Source organism: Pseudomonas resinovorans NBRC 106553, from assembly GCF_000412695.1.
Taxonomy (GTDB): Bacteria; Pseudomonadota; Gammaproteobacteria; order Pseudomonadales; family Pseudomonadaceae; genus Metapseudomonas; species Metapseudomonas resinovorans_A.
This window is the reverse complement of record NC_021499.1, coordinates 3,560,546-3,576,898: the sequence shown is the minus strand read 5'-3', so window position 1 is coordinate 3,576,898 and position 16,353 is coordinate 3,560,546. Positions and strand designations below refer to the sequence as shown.

Below are 16,353 nucleotides of genomic sequence, written 5' to 3'. Positions count from 1 at the left end.
CGACGATCAGGCCCTTTCCTTCTGCTCCTGGGCCGTGACCTGCTGGCAGATCTCGATGATCTGCTCGCGCATCCAGCGGTTGGCCGGGTCCTGGTCGGTGCTTTCGTGCCAGTACAGGTGGGTTTCCAGGGAGGGCACATCGTTCACCGGCAGGTTGACGTAGTGCAGGTCCTGGCGTCGGGCGAAGCGTTCCGGGACGGTGATGGCGAGGTCGGTGCCGTGCAACACGGTGGACGCCATCAGGTAGTGCTGCGAGCGCAGGATGACCTTGCGCTGGATGCCCATCTTGCCCAGGGACAGGTCCACGTAGCCCAGGCCACTGCGGCGGCTGGAAATGTGGATGTGGGACAGCGACAGGTACTCGTCCAGGGTGATCTTGTCCTTGGCCAGCGGGTGGCCGCGGCGCATGGCGCAGACGTAGCGGTCTTCCATCAGCTTGACGTGGCGCACCTGCGGGTCGGTGTTGAGCGGGGCGTCCACGGCGAAGTCCAGGCGGCCGGCGGCCAGTTCCTTGGTGGTTTCCCGGCGCTTGGCGAGGAAACTCTCGATCTGCACCGTGGGCGCCAGGCGGCGCAGGCGCTGGAACAGCGGCGGCAGGATCACCGTCTCGGTGAGGTCGGTCATGCTGATGCGGTAGGTCTTGTTCGCCTGGGCCGGGTTGAAGGTGCGGCTTTCCTGCACCGAGATGCGCAGCTGCTGCAGGGCGTTGCGCACCGGGCCGATGATGTTCTGCGCCATGGGCGTGGGCACCATGCCCTGGGCGGTACGGACGAACAGCGGGTCGTTGAAGGTTTCCCGCAGGCGGGCGAGGGCGTTGGATACGGCGGGCTGGGTGATGCCGACGATCTGGCCGGCACGGGTCAGGTTGGCCTCGGTGTAGATGGCGTCGAAGACGATGAAGAGGTTGAGGTCGACCTTGTTCAGATTCATGCCGGGCGTGCTCCTTGACGTTGTTTTTATCAGTGGATCATATATCGGTGATGAATGTTCATACATGGTGAAAATAGGCTGGGGAAATCTTACGCCCTGTTCTAGCATTCTTACCAGACCTCACCACCCGCCCCGTCAGAAGGTAGCCCCACATGGATTTCGCCTATTCCCCGAAGGTTCAGGAACTGCGTGAACGCGTCACCGCATTCATGGACGCTTACGTCTATCCGGCCGAACCGGTGTTCGAGCAGCAGGTTGCCGAGGGCGACCGCTGGCAGCCCACCGCGATCATGGAAGAGCTGAAAGCCAAGGCCAAGGCCGAGGGGCTGTGGAACCTGTTCCTGCCCGAGTCCGAACTGGGCGCCGGGCTGACCAACATGGAATACGCGCCCCTGGCCGAGATCATGGGCCGCTCCCTGCTGGGCCCGGAGCCGTTCAACTGCTCCGCGCCGGATACCGGCAACATGGAAGTGCTGGTGCGCTACGCCAACGAGGCGCAAAAGAAACAATGGCTGGAGCCGCTGCTGCGCGGCGAGATCCGCTCCGCCTTCGCCATGACCGAGCCGGGCGTGGCCTCGTCCGATGCCACCAATATGGAAGCCCGCGCCGTGCGCCAGGGCGACGAGTGGGTCATCAATGGCCGCAAGTGGTGGACCTCCGGCGCCTGCGACCCGCGTTGCAAGGTGATGATCTTCATGGGCCTGTCCAACCCGGATGCGCCGCGCCACCAGCAGCACTCGATGATCCTGGTGCCCACCGATACCCCCGGCGTGAAGATCCTCCGTCCGCTGCCGGTGTTCGGCTATGACGACGCGCCCCATGGCCACGCCGAAGTGCTCTTCGAGAACGTCCGCGTGCCCTACGAGAACGTGCTGCTGGGCGAGGGGCGTGGCTTCGAGATCGCCCAGGGTCGCCTCGGCCCGGGCCGCATCCACCACTGCATGCGCTCCATCGGCATGGCCGAGCGCGCCCTGGAACTGATGTGCAAGCGCGCCGTCAGCCGTACCGCCTTCGGCAAGCCGCTGGCGCGCCTGGGTGGCAACGTCGACAAGATCGCCGACTCGCGGATGGAGATCGACATGGCCCGCCTGTTGACCCTGAAGGCCGCCTACATGATGGACACCGTCGGCAACAAGGTGGCCAAGAGCGAGATCGCCCAGATCAAGGTCGTGGCACCCAACGTCGCCCTGCGGGTGATCGACCGCGCCATCCAGATGCATGGCGGTGCCGGTGTCTCCAACGACTTCCCGCTGGCCTACATGTACGCCATGCAGCGCACCCTGCGCCTGGCCGACGGCCCGGACGAAGTGCACCGCGCGGCCATCGGCAAGTTCGAGATCGGCAAGTACGTACCCAAGGAAATGCTGCGCAGCGGTCACTGACCGCCCGCCCATGAAAAAGGCCCGCACTGTGCGGGCCTTTTTCGTTTCCGTGTCCCGTAGGTCGGGTTGGGGTAGCCCGGATGCAATCCGGGAAGCGCGGCGCTTGGGGCGCCCCGGATTCCATCCGGGCTAGGGGCTCTCGTGGGGGCAGGACCACGCGGGCCTGTGGCCCGCTTCGCGAATGAACTCGCTCCTACGATTCGTCCGGCTCCGTGCTGCGGGCCTTCAGCCAGCCCATCCGCAGATGCAGTTGGGCGGCGAAGGCGCGGGCGGCCAGTTCCTCCTGGAAGGTCAGGCCGCGTTGCCCCAGGCGCACGCGCCAGTAGGTACGGCCCGCCTTCTCGAAGGGTTCGATACGCACATCAACCATGCTTCTCCACGTCTCCCGTGCTCTGGGCCGGGCGGTCGCGGGTCTTCAACAGGGAGAGGAGCACACCGCCGGCAAGGAGACCGAAGGTTACGCCAAGGGACAGCAGCGGGGGAATCTTGCCGATGAAGCCGTGCAGGAAAATCTTGCCGCCGATGAAGATCAATACCAGGGCCAGGGCGTACTTCAGGTAGACGAAGCGGTGCATCAGGGCCGCCAGGGCGAAGTACAGGGCACGCAGGCCGAGGATCGCGAAGATGTTCGAGGTGTAGACGATGAAGGGGTCCTGGGTGATGGCGAAGATCGCCGGGACGCTGTCCACCGCGAACACCAGGTCGGCCAGTTCGATCAGCACCAGGGCCAGGAACAGCGGGGTGGCGTAGAGCATGGCCTTGCTGTCGCCAGCCTTCTTCAGACGGACGAAGAAGTGCGAGCCGTGCAGGTCGTCGGTGACGCGCATATGGCGGCGGACGAACTTGAGCACAGGGTTGTTGGCCAGGTCCGGATGGGCTTCCTCCTTCGAGAACATCATCTTCACACCGGTGAACAGCAGGAAGGCGCCGAAGATGTAGAGGATCCAGTCGAATTCCTTCACCAGGGCGCTGCCCACGCCGATCATGATGGCGCGCAGCACCACCACGCCGAGGATGCCCCAGAACAGCACGCGGTGCTGGTAGCGGCGGGGGATGGCGAAGAAGCCGAAGATCATGGCCATGACGAACACGTTGTCCATGGACAACGACTGTTCCACCAGGAAGCCGGTGTAGAACTCGATGGCGCTCTGGGCGCCCAGCTCGAACCACACCCAGACACCGAACAGCACGCCAACGCCGAAGTAGCCGCCGTAGAGCAGCAGGCTTTCGCGCATCTCGATTTCGTGTTGGTCACGGTGGAGCACCCCGAGATCGAAGATCAGCAGGGCGAGGACTATTGCGAGGAAGACGAGCCACAACCAGGTGGCGGTGCCGAGAAAGTCGGCGGTGAGAAATGCAGATAGAGCTGCCATGAGCCCCTCCTTACTGTCGTTGATAAAACGTGACTCCGACATGGCGGCTGGCAAGCCGTCAGAGGGGCCCGGCGTCACAAGGAGAAGCCTATCCGTTGGTCGGGAAATGGAGAATGCGGCCGCTGTAACAAATCGTTGCCCCTGTAGGAAATAGCCTTGGCGCAGTTGAGAATATTCCGTATTTACAATTGTAAATACTTCTTATTGGATGTTATTTTCGCACCCGCTTGCGGACGCAGATCACCTCTGCGTAGCGCGCGGCGCCATGAGGGCGCCAGAAAACGAGAACAACAACGTCAGTGGTTAGCCAGCCATCAAGCAGACAGACCATCCAAGGGGTTCGAGAGTGCAACAGCGAAATGCGTTCAACGCGGTACAGACGGCTGGGGATGCCATGACCGCGCGGCTCAAGCGACATCCGTTGTCCGTGGCGATCCTGGGCGTGACCCTGGCATTGCAGGCCGGCGCGGTGCTGGCCGAAGAGCAGGAGAGCGGCAATGGAACGCTGGAACTGACGGCTACGGCCATCGTCGATAACCGCCTGGGCGAAACCACCGAAGGCACCGGGTCCTACACCACCGGCGCCACTCGCACCGCCACCCGGCTGTCGCTGTCGCCTCGCGAAACCCCGCAATCGGTCAGCGTCATCACCCGCCAGCAGATGGACGACCAGGGCCTCACCAGCCTCGGTGACGTGCTCTCGAGAACCCCGGGCATCACGGTCAACAAGCTCGACAGCAGCCGCGCCAGCTTCAAGGCCCGTGGCTTCGAGATCGACAACTTCCAGATCGACGGCATCCCCGCGGCCTTCCGCTTCGGCAACGGCATCGACCAGGCCGACATGGTGATCTACGACCGCGTGGAAGTCCTGCGCGGCGCCACCGGCCTGCTCAGCGGCTTCGGCAGCCCGGCGGCCACCGTCAACCTGGTGCGCAAGCGTCCGACCAAGGAACTCTCCGGCTATATCTCCGCCGGTGCCGGCAGCTGGGATACCTACCGCAGCGAATTCGACATCGGCGGTTCGCTGACCCCGGAAGGCAATGTGCGTGGCCGCTTCGTCACCGCCTACGAGGACGGCCAGTCCTTCATGGACCACCTCTCCGAAACCAAGCAGGTGTTCTACGGCATCCTGGAAACCGACATCACCGAGGACACCCTGCTGAGCGCCGGCCTGAGCCGCCAGACCAACCGTCCCGACGGTTCCTCCTGGGGCCCGTCGACCCCGCTGTTCGACAGCAACGGCAACAAGTTCCTTCTGTCCCGCTCGTTCAACCCGGGCACCAAGTGGAGCCAGTGGGACAACACCACCGACAACGCCTTCGTGACCCTGGAACAGCGCCTGGCCAACGACTGGACGGTGAAGGGCTCGATCAACCACACCAAGACCGATTCCCCCATCACCCTGGGTTCGGCCGCCAGCGGCAACCCGAACCCGGTGGATGGCAGCGGCATGTTCATCTGGCGCGGCAAGTACCGCTACGAAACCACCCAGAACGCCTACGACCTCTATGCCAGCGGCCCCTTCCAGATGCTCGGCCGCGAGCATGAACTGGTGGTGGGTGTGTCCCATCGCGATGTCGAGGCGGACGAAACCAACTGGCCGTTCTTCTTCGATCCGGTGCCGACCATCAATGGCTGGACCGGCGATTTCCCCGAGCCCGACTGGGGCGCTCCGCAATCCAAGGTGAAGACCGAGGTGAAGGAATCCGCGGCCTACCTGACCGGCCGCTTCAAGCCCACCGACGACCTGTCGATCATCCTCGGCAGCCGCGTCTCCAACTGGGACCTGGACAGCACCGGCACCAACGTCGCCAGCGGGCAGCGCGCCAAGCTCCAGGACATGCAGGAAAACGGCGTGGTGGTGCCCTACGCTGGCGTGGTCTACGACCTGAACGACACCTACTCGGTCTATGCCAGCTACACCAGCATCTTCAAGCCCCACGAGAGCGAGCAGGATGCCAGCGGCAAGGCCATCGAGCCGGAAGAGGGCGATGCCTACGAACTGGGCCTGAAGGGCGAGTTCTTCGACGGCCGCCTGAACGCCAGCGCGGCGCTGTTCGAGGTGCGCCAGGACAACCTGGCAGTGGACACCGGCATCATCGATCCGGTCACCAACAGGAGCGTGTTCCGCGCGGTACAGGGCGCCAAGACCAAGGGCTTCGAACTGGAAGTCGCCGGCGAGCTGATGCCGGACTGGCAGGTGCAGGGTGGCTACACCCATCGCATTACCCGCGATGGTGACGACAACAAGATCTCCACCACCGAGCCGGAAGACATGTTCCGCCTGTCCACCAGCTACCGCCTGCCGGGGCAGTTCAACAAGCTGACCGTCGGCGGCTCCTCCAGCTGGCAGAGCAAGATCTGGACCGACACCAATCCCCAGCGCTACACCCAGGGCAGCTACTGGGTGCTGGATGCCATGGCCAGGTACCAGGTCACCGAGCAGGTATCGGTCACCCTCAACGGCAACAACCTCACCGACGAGAAATACTTCAGCAACCTGGGCTTCTACAACGGTGGTTTCTACGGCGATCCGCGCAACTTCATGCTGACCACGCGCTTCGACTTCTGATGCGGCAAGGCCCCGCTCCGGAAGGGAGCGGGGCCTTGATGCCGTAGGATGGGTTGAGCGCAGCGAAACCCATCCTACAGGCTTCTCAATACACCCAGACTTCCACCCGCCGATTGCGGATGCGGCCTTCCTCGGCCGTGTTGGCCGCCACCGGCAGTTCATCGCCAAGCCCTGTGACCTCGCGCAGGCTCACCCCGCCCTTGGCCAGTTCCCGGCGCACGGCCATGGCCCGCAGCTTGGACAGCAACGCGGCGCGTTGCGGGTCCGCCTTGGGGTCGCCGAAGCCCACCAGCACCACCTTCTGCTCCAGCTTGTCGGACTGCTTCAGGTAGTCCAGCACGCGTTGCACATCGCGCAGGGCCTTGTTGTCGAGGTTGGCGCTGCCTTCCTGGAAGCGGAAATTCACCGACAGGCGCTGGGCGCCGGTGGCCAGGTTGCGGTAGCTCTGGGGCATGTCCCGCTGGGCCTCGACCGTGATCGCCTGCACCTGCTGGGCAACGAAGCCGCTCTGGGCGACCAGCGCCTGGCCACGAGGGCTCTGGGCGAAATGCACCAGGGCCTTGGCCCAGCGGTTCTGTTCGCCCGGCTTCATATAGAAGAACAGCCGCCGCGACAGGGGATAGTCCTCGGTGGCGATCAGTTCGGCGCTGGGCGGCATGGCCTGGGAGTCGCCGTCGGCGATGGTCAGGGCGCGCGCCTGGTTGATCGACCCCAGGCCGACGAAGCCGATGCCCTGCGGGTCGGCGCTGACCGAGGCGGAGAGCTTGTCGTTGGACTCGAACCTCTGGGCGCCGGCGGCCAGGCTCTTGCCCTGGCGGGCCAGAACGAGTTCCTTGAAGGTGTCGTAGGTGCCGGACTGGTCATCCCGGGCGTAGAGGTGGATGGCGCCACCCGTGCCGCCGAGCGCTTCCCAGGTGGTCACTTCGCCGGCGAACACCGCGGCGAGCTGAGCGGTGGTGAGGGAGCGCAGCGGGTTGTCCGGATGCAGGATGATGGCCAGGCCATCGATGGCGATCACCTGTTCGGCGTACTGGCTGCGCAGGTCGCCGAAGGTCGCCAGCTCCTGGACTTCGGCGTCCTTGATCGGCCGGGAGGAAGCGGCCAGGTCGGCGCTGCCGTCCTTGAGCGCGGCGAAGCCGGTGGAGGAACCATGGGCCGCCAGTTCCACGCGGATCTCCTTGCCCTGGGCATCACGGGCCCAGAGGTGCACTTCGTTCTCCCGGTCGCCCGGGGTCTGCGCGATGGCGCGCAGGCCTTCTTCTTCCAGCATGCCCTTGACCAGGGCCGGGCCCAGCTTCGCACCTATGGTGTTGGAGCCCTGGATGCGCAGGACGGTCTCGGGCTGGGCGGCGAACACCGACCAGGGGAGGGCATAGCAGACGAAACCGAGCAGCAACATGCTGAGGGCGTGACCCCACAGGTCCTTGTCGCTGACGGTCAGGGCGCGCGGCATGGGCAGACACCTTGTTCCGGGGAGAGGTAAGGAGCCGCGAGATTAAGTCAGCAGCGTGACGGGGAAATGACAGGGTCTGCCTTTCGGCTGTGGATGAGGTTTTCGATCTTATAAGGCTGTTCCTGCGGCTCCATCAGATTCGTCTGATAGTCCGGGCAAGGTCGAAGGGCTAGGGTAGCCCGCTTCTGAAGAGGGGGCACGCGCTGCCTGGGCCATAGACGCCCCAAGAGGCGCTGGCGGCCCTTACCCGAGCTGAGTTTAGGAGTGTTGAAATGAGTGGTTGGTTTGAACTGAAGAAATCGAGCAGCGGCACCTGGCGTGTACGTCTCAAGACAGCGGAAGCCACCCTGCTGGACAAGGGCCAGTTCGATGACCGCGCCGCCGCGGAGGCGAGCATCGCCCTGTTCCGCGAGAACTGCGTCCATCCAGAGCGCTACGTGCGCCGCATCGATTCGAGCGGCAAGAACTACTTCAAGCTGCGCTCGGCCAACAGGGACATCATCACCAAGAGTCACCTGTACGATTCCGAGCCGACGCTGGATAAGGCGATCGAGACCATCATGCGAGTGGGCACCACTCAGTTGATCAAGGAAGCCTGAGGCAGGCAAACCGATGAAAAAAGGCCCAGATGATGGGCCTTTTTTATGCGTCGCGATTGGCCGGGGAGGGTGTTGGCTCAGGCCAGTTCCAGCCAGATCGGCGCATGGTCGGAGGGCTTTTCCATCCCGCGCAGGTCGTAGTCGATCCCGGCGTCCTTGATCCGTGCCTGCAACGGGCTGCTGGCCAGGATCACGTCGATGCGCAGGCCGCGCTTGGGGGCGTCCTCGAAGCCGCGGCTGCGATAGTCGAACCAGCTGAAGCGGTCGTTAACCTCGGGGTTGAGCTGGCGGAAGCTGTCCACCAGGCCCCAGCTCTTGAGGCGGGCCAGCCACTCGCGCTCTTCCGGCAGGAAGCTGCACTTGCCGGTCTTCAGCCAGCGCTTGCGGTTCTCTTCGCCGATGCCGATGTCGCAGTCTTCCGGCGAGATGTTGATGTCGCCCATCACCACCAGCGGCTGGCTCGGCTGGAACTGCTGTTCGAGCAGTACCTGCAGGTCGGCGTAGAAGCGCTCCTTGGCGGGGAACTTCACCGGATGGTCGCGGCTTTCGCCCTGGGGGAAGTAGCCGTTCATCACCGTCACCGGGTTGCCCTGGGCATCGGCGAAGGTGCCGTAGATGAAGCGGCGCTGGGCGTCTTCGGCGTCGCCGGGGAAGCCCTTGCACAGGGACAGCGGTTCCTGGCGGGAGAGCAGGGCGACGCCGTAGTGGCCTTTCTGCCCGTGGTAATGCACGTGGTAGCCGAGTTGGCGGATCTCGGCCTCCGGGAACTGCTCGTCGGAGACCTTGGTTTCCTGCAGGCCGATCACGTCCGGCTGGTGCTTGGCGATCAGCGCTTCGAGCTGGTGCGGGCGAGCGCGCAGGCCATTGATATTGAAAGAAACGATCTTCATCGCGACGGCATCCTGGGAAAAAGGCGATGCTAGCCCATGGCGGCGGGGTGAGCCAGTCGCATGGCCGGGCCGGCGAACTGGTGCTAATTTCCAGCTTGGCCCGATAGTCCATAAGAAGAGGTGCTTTGAATGCCCGGCTACATCCCGACCGCACCGGTGGAGGTGCGCATGCTGGACCGCGGTTACGCCCGCGAGGCCCGTTCCCTGCTTTACCACGCCTACCGCCACGAACCGACTTTCGCTTACCTGTTCGAGGCCGAGCGCGCGGGCTACGACCAGCGGGTGCGGGCAACCGTGCGGGAGCTGGTGCAGCAGCATTTCCTGGAAGACCTGCCGGCCATCGGCCTGTTGATCGAGGAGCGCCTGGTGGGGATCGCCCTGATCGCGCCGCCGGTGCGCCGCCTGGGCATCACCGAAAGCTGGGGCTGGCGCCTGCGCATGCTGCTCACCACCGGCTTGCGCTGCACCCGCCGTTACCTCGACTACCACGACGCCGTGCTCGCCTGCCTGCCACCCGGCCCTTGCCATGTGCTGCCGCTGCTGGGCATTCACCCGGAGTTCCAGGGGCGCCACCTGGGCGAAAAGTTGCTGGAGTCCCTGCACAACTGGTGCGCCGAGGACGACAGTTCCCAGGGCGTGGTGCTGGATACCGGCAACGTGCGTTATCTGGACTTCTACAAACGCCAGGGCTACGCGGAGGTGGGGGAGGTCGCGCTGGGGCCCGTGGTGGAACACGTGTTCTTCCATCCCAACCCGCGACCCTTGATGCAAGCAAGCGGCTGAGTCGCGTTCTTGAGGGGGAAGAGCACTTGCCGTGTTAGCATCTCGCGCATGAATTTCTGCCATGGATTGCGCGGGCTGCTGTTGCTGGCCCTGCTTTGTACAAGCACCCTGGCGTTGGCCGAGGCCACGCTGGAGGTACGGATCAAACCCTCCAACCGCGCACTGCGGGCCAATATCGAGGCCCATATCGGTACGCTTGGCGACCGTGACGAGGAAGCCCTGCGGCGTTTCCGGCGTTCGGCCGAGAACCAGGCGCGGCGGGCGGCCGAGGCGCTGGGTTACTACCAGGCCGAAATCACCAGCCGCGTCGAAGGCGGCAACAAGCCTTCGCTGCACCTGCTGGTGGTACCCGGCGAACCGGTGCGCCTGCGCCATGTGGTGGTGCGAATCGACGGTGAGGCCAGCAAGCTCCGGGCGTTTCGCCTCCCCGAGGGCGGGGTGCTGATGGTACCCGGTGCCCAGCTCAATCACGGCGTCTACGACGACGCCAGACGGCTGATCCAGAACCAGGCACTGCGCTTCGGCTTCTTCGATGGCAAGTTCACCAGCCAGCGCCTGGATATCGACCCGCAAGCCGGATTCGCCGATATCTCGCTGATCTATGAAAGCGGCCCGCGCTACTACCTTGGCGACGTCACGTTCGAGGGCCGGACCCCCTTCGACCTGGACCTGTTGGAGCGCTTTGTGCCCTTCAAGCCCAATACGCCCTACGACTCGGGCGAGGTCGCCCGGCTCAGCCAGAACCTCCAGGCCAGTCGCTACTTCGAGGATGTGCGGGTCACCGCCGTCCCGGTGAAGGGCAAGGGCCTGACCATTCCAGTGACGGTCCAGCTGAGTCCCTCCAGGCCGCGTACCGTCGGCCTCGGTCTCGGCTACTCCACCGACGTCGGCCCGCGCGCCCGTGCCAACTGGACCCGTCACTGGATCAACTCCCGCGGACATCGCCTGGGTGCCGAGACCTCGGTGTCCGAGCCACGGCAGACCGTCGGCACCTGGTACGAGATTCCCCTGGACCCGCCGACCACCGACACCCTGCGCTTCACCACCGGTTACCAGCGCGAGCAACTGGTGGATGTCGACAGCCGCCTGTTCACCGTCGGCACCGAGTGGCAATCCAGGCTGCCCAGCGATTGGTTGCGGGTGGTTTCCCTGAACTGGGAGCAGGAACGCTTCGACTTCGGCGATGGCAGCGACGATGGCCGCAGCAACTTCCTCATTCCTGGCGTCCGCTACAGCGTCACCCGCAGCGACAACAACCTCGACCCCAGTGTCGGCTATTCGCTGCAGTTCGATGTGCGTGGCGCCAAGGAGGGCATCGTCTCGGACACCGACTTCACCTATGCCAGTGTCCTGGCCCGGGGCCTCTACACCTTGCCCGGCGGGCACCGGCTGCTGGCCCGGGTGCAGACCGGCGGCATCGCCACCACCGATTTCGACTCCATCCCGCCGTCGCTGCGTTTCTTCGCTGGTGGCGACCAGAGCGTGCGCGGCTACGAGTACCAGACCCTGTCGCCGAGGGACTCCGCCGGCAACCGGGTGGGGGGGCGCTACCTGCTGGTGGGCAGCCTCGAATACCAATACCCCATCACCGAACGGTGGCGCGTGGCGACCTTCGTCGATCGCGGCAACGCGGTGGATTCCCTGAGCGCCGCCATGAAGACCGGCGCCGGCATGGGGGTACGCTGGGTCTCGCCGGTGGGGCCGATCCGCCTCGACCTGGCCAAGGCCCTGGATGATCCGGGCGGCTGGCGCATTCACTTCTCCATGGGGCCGGAACTGTGAGGCGCGCGGTGAAGTTCAGCCTCGCGGGGCTGCTCGCCGTGCTGGTCGCGCTGGTGGCGAGCCTGGCCATTCTGCTGTTCACCGAGGCTGGTGGCCGCTGGCTGCTCGACAAAGTGCCCGGGATGCAGGTGGACGACTTCCAGGGCACCCTCGGTGGTCGCTGGAGCGCCACGCGCCTGACCTGGCAACAGGACGGCACCACGCTGAAGCTGGAGGCCCCGCTGCTGGAGTGGTCGCCGGCCTGCCTGATGCGGCGCACGCTCTGTATCAAGGAGCTGGCCAGCGACAGCATCTACCTGGACCTGCCGCCGTCCCCGCCCGATGCGGCGGTCAGCCCCCTCAGCCTGCCAGAGCTGCGCCTGCCCCTGGCCCTGGAAATCGGCCAGGTGCGCATCGGCCGCTTCCTGCTCGATGGCAACGACCAGTTCCAGCAGCTGGAACTGGTGGCCCACTGGCAGACCGATGGCCTGCGTCTGGATCGCCTGAGCCTGCGCCGCGACGAACTGGCCCTGGACCTGCAAGGCTCCTTGCTTCCGGAGGGCGGCTGGCCGCTTACCCTGGAGGGCAACCTGCAGTTGCCGGCGCCAGGGGAGGGGCCTTGGTCGTTGGCGCTGAAGGCGCAAGGCGATCTGCAGGGTGTGCTCAAGGTGCAGGCCGACAGCAAGGGCTACCTCAACGGTCGTCTGGAAGGGGACGTGCGCCCGCTGGCGGAGAATCTGCCGGCCAACGCCAGGCTGTGGGCCGATGGCTTCAAGGCCACCGCCGAGCTGCCGGACACCCTGACCCTCAACCAGGTGGACCTGACCGCCGGCGGCGACCTCAAGCAGGGCTTCGCCGTGCGGGGCAAGGCCAGCCTGCCGGGCCAGGGCGGCCCCGTGGCACTGGAGCTGCGCGGCCGGGTCGACACCAAGGGGGCGGACATCGAGCAGCTGCTGCTGACCGGCGACCCCAAACAAAGCCTGGCCGTGCAGGGGCGGGTGGATTGGCAGAAGCAACTGGCCGTGGACAGTCGCCTGCAATGGCGCGACTTCCCCTGGCAACGGCTGTTCCCCCAGGAGCAACCGCCGCCGGTGGAGCTGCAGCGGATGGACGCCGAGCTGCGCTACGGGGATTCGCGCTACGAAGGCAAGTTCGACGCCCGGCTCAAAGGGCCGGCCGGTGAATTCAGCCTGGCCAGTCCGGTGGCCGGCGACATGGCCAGCGTGACCCTGGCGGACCTGCGGCTGACGGCCGGGCAGGGCCGGGCCCAGGGCCGGGTGAAGATCGATTTCGCCGACGGCGTCGGCTGGGACGGTCAACTGGCCCTGAGCCAGCTCGATCCGTCCTTCTGGCTGGCCGAGTTGCCGGGCACCCTGGCCGGACGCCTGGAATCCAAGGGGACCTGGCGCGAGCAGCGCCTGGAACTGAACGCCAACCTCGACCTCAACGGTCGGCTACGCGGCCAGCCGGCGGTGCTCCAGGGCCGGGTGGCGGGAGCGGGCGAGCTTTGGTCGGTCAATGGGTTGCAGCTGCGTCTGGGGGACAACCGCGTGAGCGGCCAGGCGCAACTGGATCGGCGCCTCAGCGGCCGTCTCGATCTTGCCCTGAACCAACTCGGCCAACTCTGGCCCGGCCTGTTCGGCCAGGCCCAGGGGCGCCTCGACCTGGCCGGCAGCCTGCAGAACCCGCAAGGCAACCTGACCCTCAGTGGCCAGCGCCTGGGCCAGGGCGATCGGCGCATCGAGCGCCTGAGCCTGGACGCCCGGCTCGACGCCGGCCAGCGCGGCCGCTTGCAGTTGAGCGCCGAGGGCCTGGCCTCGGGCGACAGCAAGCTCGGCAACCTCAAGGTGGAAGGTTCCGGCGACCGCCAGCGGCAACAGTTGCAGCTGGACCTGGAAGGGCCGCCGCTGGACCTGCTGCTGGCCTTCGACGGCCGGCTCGACCGGGGCAACTGGCGCGGTCGCCTGGCCCGTGGCGAGCTCAAGGCCATCGGCCAGGACTGGCGCCTGGACGCCCCGGCGCGGCTGGAGCGGCTGGCCAACGGTCGGCTGGAACTCGGCGCCCACTGCTGGCGCTACGCCTCGGCCAGCCTCTGCGGCGGCGAGCAGCGCCTGATGCCCGACCCCAGGCTGGATATGCGCCTGCGTGACTTCCCCCTCGAGAGCCTGGCCCGTTGGCTGCCGGACGACCTGGTCTGGAAGGGTGAATTGAACGGCGACCTGCGCCTCGACCTGCCGGCCAGCGGCCCCAATGGCCGGATCACCCTGGACGCCGGCAGCGGTGTGGTGCGGGTGAAGAAGGAGGACGCGGAAGAATGGGTCGACTTCCCCTACCAGCGGCTGTTGCTGGACAGCACCCTGCGCCCGCAAAGCATCGACACCCAGCTGAGCTACCGCAGCGAAGGCCTCGGCTCGCTGCAAGTGGACGCGCGCATCGACCCGCGTCCGGCGCGCAAGCCGCTCTCCGGGCAGTTCCGCCTGGATGGTCTGGATCTCGCCGTGCTGCGCCCCTTCGTGCCGATGGTGGATCAGTTCGAAGGCCGCCTGCAGGGCTCCGGCACCCTCGGTGGCAACCTGATGGCGCCCTATGTGCTGGGCAATCTGCGCCTCAGCGACGGCCATATCAGCGGCGGCGAGTTGCCGGTGAGCTTCGAGGACCTGAACCTGGACGCGCGCATCGCCGGCGAGAGCCTGGTCCTGAACGGCCAGTGGCGCAGCGGCAATCGCGGGCAGGGGACGATCTCCGGTCACCTGGACTGGTCCGGGGCCACGGACCTCGACATGCGCGTGACAGGAAGACGGCTGCCCCTGGTGGTCGAGCCCTTCGCCAACATGGAAATGGAACCGGACCTGCGCCTGGGCCTGGCGGGCGAAAACCTCTCGGTGACCGGGCGGGTGGCGGTGCCCCGTGGGCGCATCGTCATCCGCCAGCTGCCGCCCCAGGCGGTCAGGGTGTCGCCGGATGCTCGCATCATCGGCGAGCAGGAAACCGAACAGCGGCGCCTGAACCTGAGCATGGATGTGGCCGTGGAGGTGGGGCAGGACCGCCTGCAGTTCTCCGGCTTCGGCCTGACGGCGGACGTCCGGGGCCATCTCCGGGTGGGCGACAACCTCACCACCCGTGGCGAACTGGTGCTGCGCAACGGCCGCTTCAACGCCTACGGCCAGCGCCTCGAACTGCGGCGGGCGCGCCTGCTGTTCGCAGGGGCGCTGGAGCAGCCCTTCATCGATGTGGAAGCGATACGCACCGTTGGCGTGGTCACCGCAGGCCTGCGCCTGAGCGGCCCCGCCGACGAGCCGACCACCGAAGTCTTCTCCAACCCGGCCATGGGCCAGGAGCAGGCGCTCTCCTACCTGATCCTCGGCCGCCTGAACAGCGGCGGGGATCGCAACGCCCTGGGCCAGGCCGCCCTTTCCCTGGGCCTGGCCGGCGGTGCACCGATCACCCGCGAACTGGGCCAGCGCCTCGGCCTGCAGGACCTGCAGCTGGATTCGGACGGCGCCACCGGGGAGGTCAACGATCGCCTGAGCATCCGCTACGGGCTGGGCATGGTGGACTCCACCAGCCTGGTGGCCGTGCGCTACCGCCTGACCCGGCGCCTTTACCTGGAGGCCGCCAGCGGCCTGGCCAGTTCGCTGGATCTTTTCTATCAGCGCGACTTCTGAGAGCCTGTCCACGATCAGCGGAGCAATGGCCCTGCGGCGTTAGAAACAGGCTCGGCCTGCTCATTTACAGCTCGTAAACTCCGCGTCCTCGCCTGTTTCTGCCTTGCATGGCTCTAGCTCGCTAGATCGTGAACAGGCTCTGAGGCGGCGCCGGCACTGACTCAAGGGTCAGGACTTTTGCCGCGCGTCGTGCTTAACTTGGCGTTCTCATGCAACCCCACAAGAAACAAGGACCATCGCAATGGCTCAAGTAACCCTCAAGGGCAACCCGATCAACGTCGACGGCCAACTGCCGCAGAAGGGCCAGCAAGCCCCGGCCTTCAGCCTGGTCGGCGGCGACCTCTCCGACGTGACCCTGGCCAGCCTGGCCGGCAAGCGCAAGGTGCTGAACATCTTCCCGAGCATCGACACTCCCACCTGCGCCACCTCCGTGCGCAAGTTCAACGTCGAAGCCAGCAAGCTGCCCAACACCGTGGTGCTGTGCATCTCCGCCGACCTGCCGTTCGCCCAGAAGCGCTTCTGCGGCGCCGAAGGCCTGGAGAACGTGGTCAACCTGTCCACCATGCGTGGTGCGAACTTCCTCAAGGACTACGGCGTGGCCATCGCCAGTGGCCCGCTGGCCGGCGTATCGGCCCGCGCCGTAGTGGTGCTGGACGAGAACGACAAGGTGCTGCACAGCGAGCTGGTGGGCGAGATCGCCGACGAGCCGAACTATGCGGCGGCCATCGCTGCCCTGTAAGGGGTGGTGCAATGAAGAAGGGAGGCCATTGGCCTCCCTTTTTGTGTTCTTCGGTTTGTTGTCCAGCTCATTGTCGAGTGGGCTGAAGGTTTCTATTTCGCCCTCCCGGGCGAGTCACTTCTGGCAGTCGTCGGGAACCAGGAAGGCTTGCCCCTGCATCCGGAACTCGGCGTCCCCGTTTGCCTGCGCCAAACTTCCCTCGCTAC

At 65.9% G+C, this 16,353-nt stretch carries 12 protein-coding genes; 7 read left to right on the top strand and 5 right to left on the bottom strand.

The window, feature by feature from the left end; all coding sequences use genetic code 11:
* Positions 1-6: 6 nt before the first annotated feature.
* Positions 7-930 carry a LysR family transcriptional regulator gene (locus PCA10_RS16040; RefSeq protein ID WP_016493117.1) on the bottom strand — a complete coding sequence of 308 codons (924 nt, stop codon included), beginning with the start codon at positions 928-930 and terminating at the stop codon, positions 7-9.
* 152 nt (positions 931-1,082) lie between these two features.
* On the opposite strand from PCA10_RS16040, the gene PCA10_RS16035 reads away from it, so the two are divergent.
* Complete coding sequence (locus PCA10_RS16035; protein WP_016493116.1) at positions 1,083-2,312, top strand: acyl-CoA dehydrogenase; 1,230 nt, start codon at positions 1,083-1,085, stop codon at positions 2,310-2,312.
* A gap of 193 nt (positions 2,313-2,505) precedes the next feature.
* Here PCA10_RS16035 and PCA10_RS30730 read toward each other — a convergent pair whose 3' ends face one another.
* Positions 2,506-2,682, bottom strand: coding sequence for a hypothetical protein (locus PCA10_RS30730; protein ID WP_016493115.1), 177 nt, complete (start codon positions 2,680-2,682; stop codon positions 2,506-2,508).
* Entirely contained in the window at positions 2,675-3,685 is a 1,011-nt protein-coding gene (locus PCA10_RS16030; protein WP_016493114.1) for a TerC family protein, read from the bottom strand. The genes PCA10_RS30730 and PCA10_RS16030 overlap by 8 nt, the downstream gene beginning before the upstream one ends.
* Positions 3,686-4,031: 346 nt before the next feature.
* Between PCA10_RS16030 and PCA10_RS16025 the strand changes: the two genes are divergently transcribed.
* Positions 4,032-6,257, top strand: a complete 2,226-nt coding sequence (locus PCA10_RS16025; RefSeq protein ID WP_231866591.1) for a TonB-dependent siderophore receptor — start codon at positions 4,032-4,034, stop codon at positions 6,255-6,257.
* 85 nt (positions 6,258-6,342) lie between these two features.
* Here PCA10_RS16025 and PCA10_RS16020 read toward each other — a convergent pair whose 3' ends face one another.
* Positions 6,343-7,710, bottom strand: coding sequence for a substrate-binding domain-containing protein (locus tag PCA10_RS16020; protein ID WP_016493112.1), 1,368 nt, complete (start codon positions 7,708-7,710; stop codon positions 6,343-6,345).
* 272 nt (positions 7,711-7,982) lie between these two features.
* On the opposite strand from PCA10_RS16020, the gene PCA10_RS16015 reads away from it, so the two are divergent.
* Positions 7,983-8,309, top strand: a complete 327-nt coding sequence (locus PCA10_RS16015) for a YegP family protein (RefSeq protein ID WP_016493111.1) — start codon at positions 7,983-7,985, stop codon at positions 8,307-8,309.
* A 77-nt stretch (positions 8,310-8,386) separates the two neighbouring features.
* Here PCA10_RS16015 and xthA read toward each other — a convergent pair whose 3' ends face one another.
* Positions 8,387-9,199: an exodeoxyribonuclease III gene (xthA, locus tag PCA10_RS16010; RefSeq protein ID WP_016493110.1), complete on the bottom strand. Its 813-nt coding sequence runs from the start codon at positions 9,197-9,199 to the stop codon at positions 8,387-8,389.
* A gap of 129 nt (positions 9,200-9,328) precedes the next feature.
* On the opposite strand from xthA, the gene PCA10_RS16005 reads away from it, so the two are divergent.
* The 4 genes from PCA10_RS16005 (at position 9,329) to tpx (ending at position 16,147) form a co-directional block, all read left to right on the top strand.
* Entirely contained in the window at positions 9,329-9,982 is a 654-nt protein-coding gene (locus tag PCA10_RS16005; protein WP_016493109.1) for a GNAT family N-acetyltransferase, read from the top strand.
* A gap of 48 nt (positions 9,983-10,030) precedes the next feature.
* Positions 10,031-11,764 (top strand): autotransporter assembly complex protein TamA, encoded by a 1,734-nt coding sequence (locus PCA10_RS16000; RefSeq protein ID WP_016493108.1) that lies wholly within the window; start codon positions 10,031-10,033, stop codon positions 11,762-11,764.
* An 8-nt stretch (positions 11,765-11,772) separates the two neighbouring features.
* Positions 11,773-15,408, top strand: coding sequence for a translocation/assembly module TamB domain-containing protein (locus PCA10_RS15995; RefSeq protein WP_016493107.1), 3,636 nt, complete (start codon positions 11,773-11,775; stop codon positions 15,406-15,408).
* Positions 15,409-15,649: 241 nt separating this feature from the next.
* The gene (gene tpx / locus PCA10_RS15990) at positions 15,650-16,147 is read left to right on the top strand and encodes a thiol peroxidase (RefSeq protein ID WP_016493106.1); all 498 of its coding nucleotides are present in this window, start codon (positions 15,650-15,652) and stop codon (positions 16,145-16,147) included.
* The last annotated feature ends 206 nt before the right edge of the window (positions 16,148-16,353 follow it).

Excerpts from the sequence above, each read along its gene's own strand:
- PCA10_RS16005 (WP_016493109.1), top strand. The coding sequence starts at position 9,329 with ATGCCCGGCTACATCCCGACCGCACCGGTGGAGGTGCGCATGCTGGAC.
- xthA (WP_016493110.1), bottom strand. The coding sequence starts at position 9,199 with ATGAAGATCGTTTCTTTCAATATCAATGGCCTGCGCGCTCGCCCGCAC.
- tpx (WP_016493106.1), top strand. The coding sequence starts at position 15,650 with ATGGCTCAAGTAACCCTCAAGGGCAACCCGATCAACGTCGACGGCCAA.
- PCA10_RS16035 (WP_016493116.1), top strand. The coding sequence starts at position 1,083 with ATGGATTTCGCCTATTCCCCGAAGGTTCAGGAACTGCGTGAACGCGTC.
- PCA10_RS16015 (WP_016493111.1), top strand. The coding sequence starts at position 7,983 with ATGAGTGGTTGGTTTGAACTGAAGAAATCGAGCAGCGGCACCTGGCGT.
- PCA10_RS16030 (WP_016493114.1), bottom strand. The coding sequence starts at position 3,685 with ATGGCAGCTCTATCTGCATTTCTCACCGCCGACTTTCTCGGCACCGCC.
- PCA10_RS30730 (WP_016493115.1), bottom strand. The coding sequence starts at position 2,682 with ATGGTTGATGTGCGTATCGAACCCTTCGAGAAGGCGGGCCGTACCTAC.
- PCA10_RS16040 (WP_016493117.1), bottom strand. The coding sequence starts at position 930 with ATGAATCTGAACAAGGTCGACCTCAACCTCTTCATCGTCTTCGACGCC.
- PCA10_RS16000 (WP_016493108.1), top strand. The coding sequence starts at position 10,031 with ATGAATTTCTGCCATGGATTGCGCGGGCTGCTGTTGCTGGCCCTGCTT.
- PCA10_RS16020 (WP_016493112.1), bottom strand. The coding sequence starts at position 7,710 with ATGCCGCGCGCCCTGACCGTCAGCGACAAGGACCTGTGGGGTCACGCC.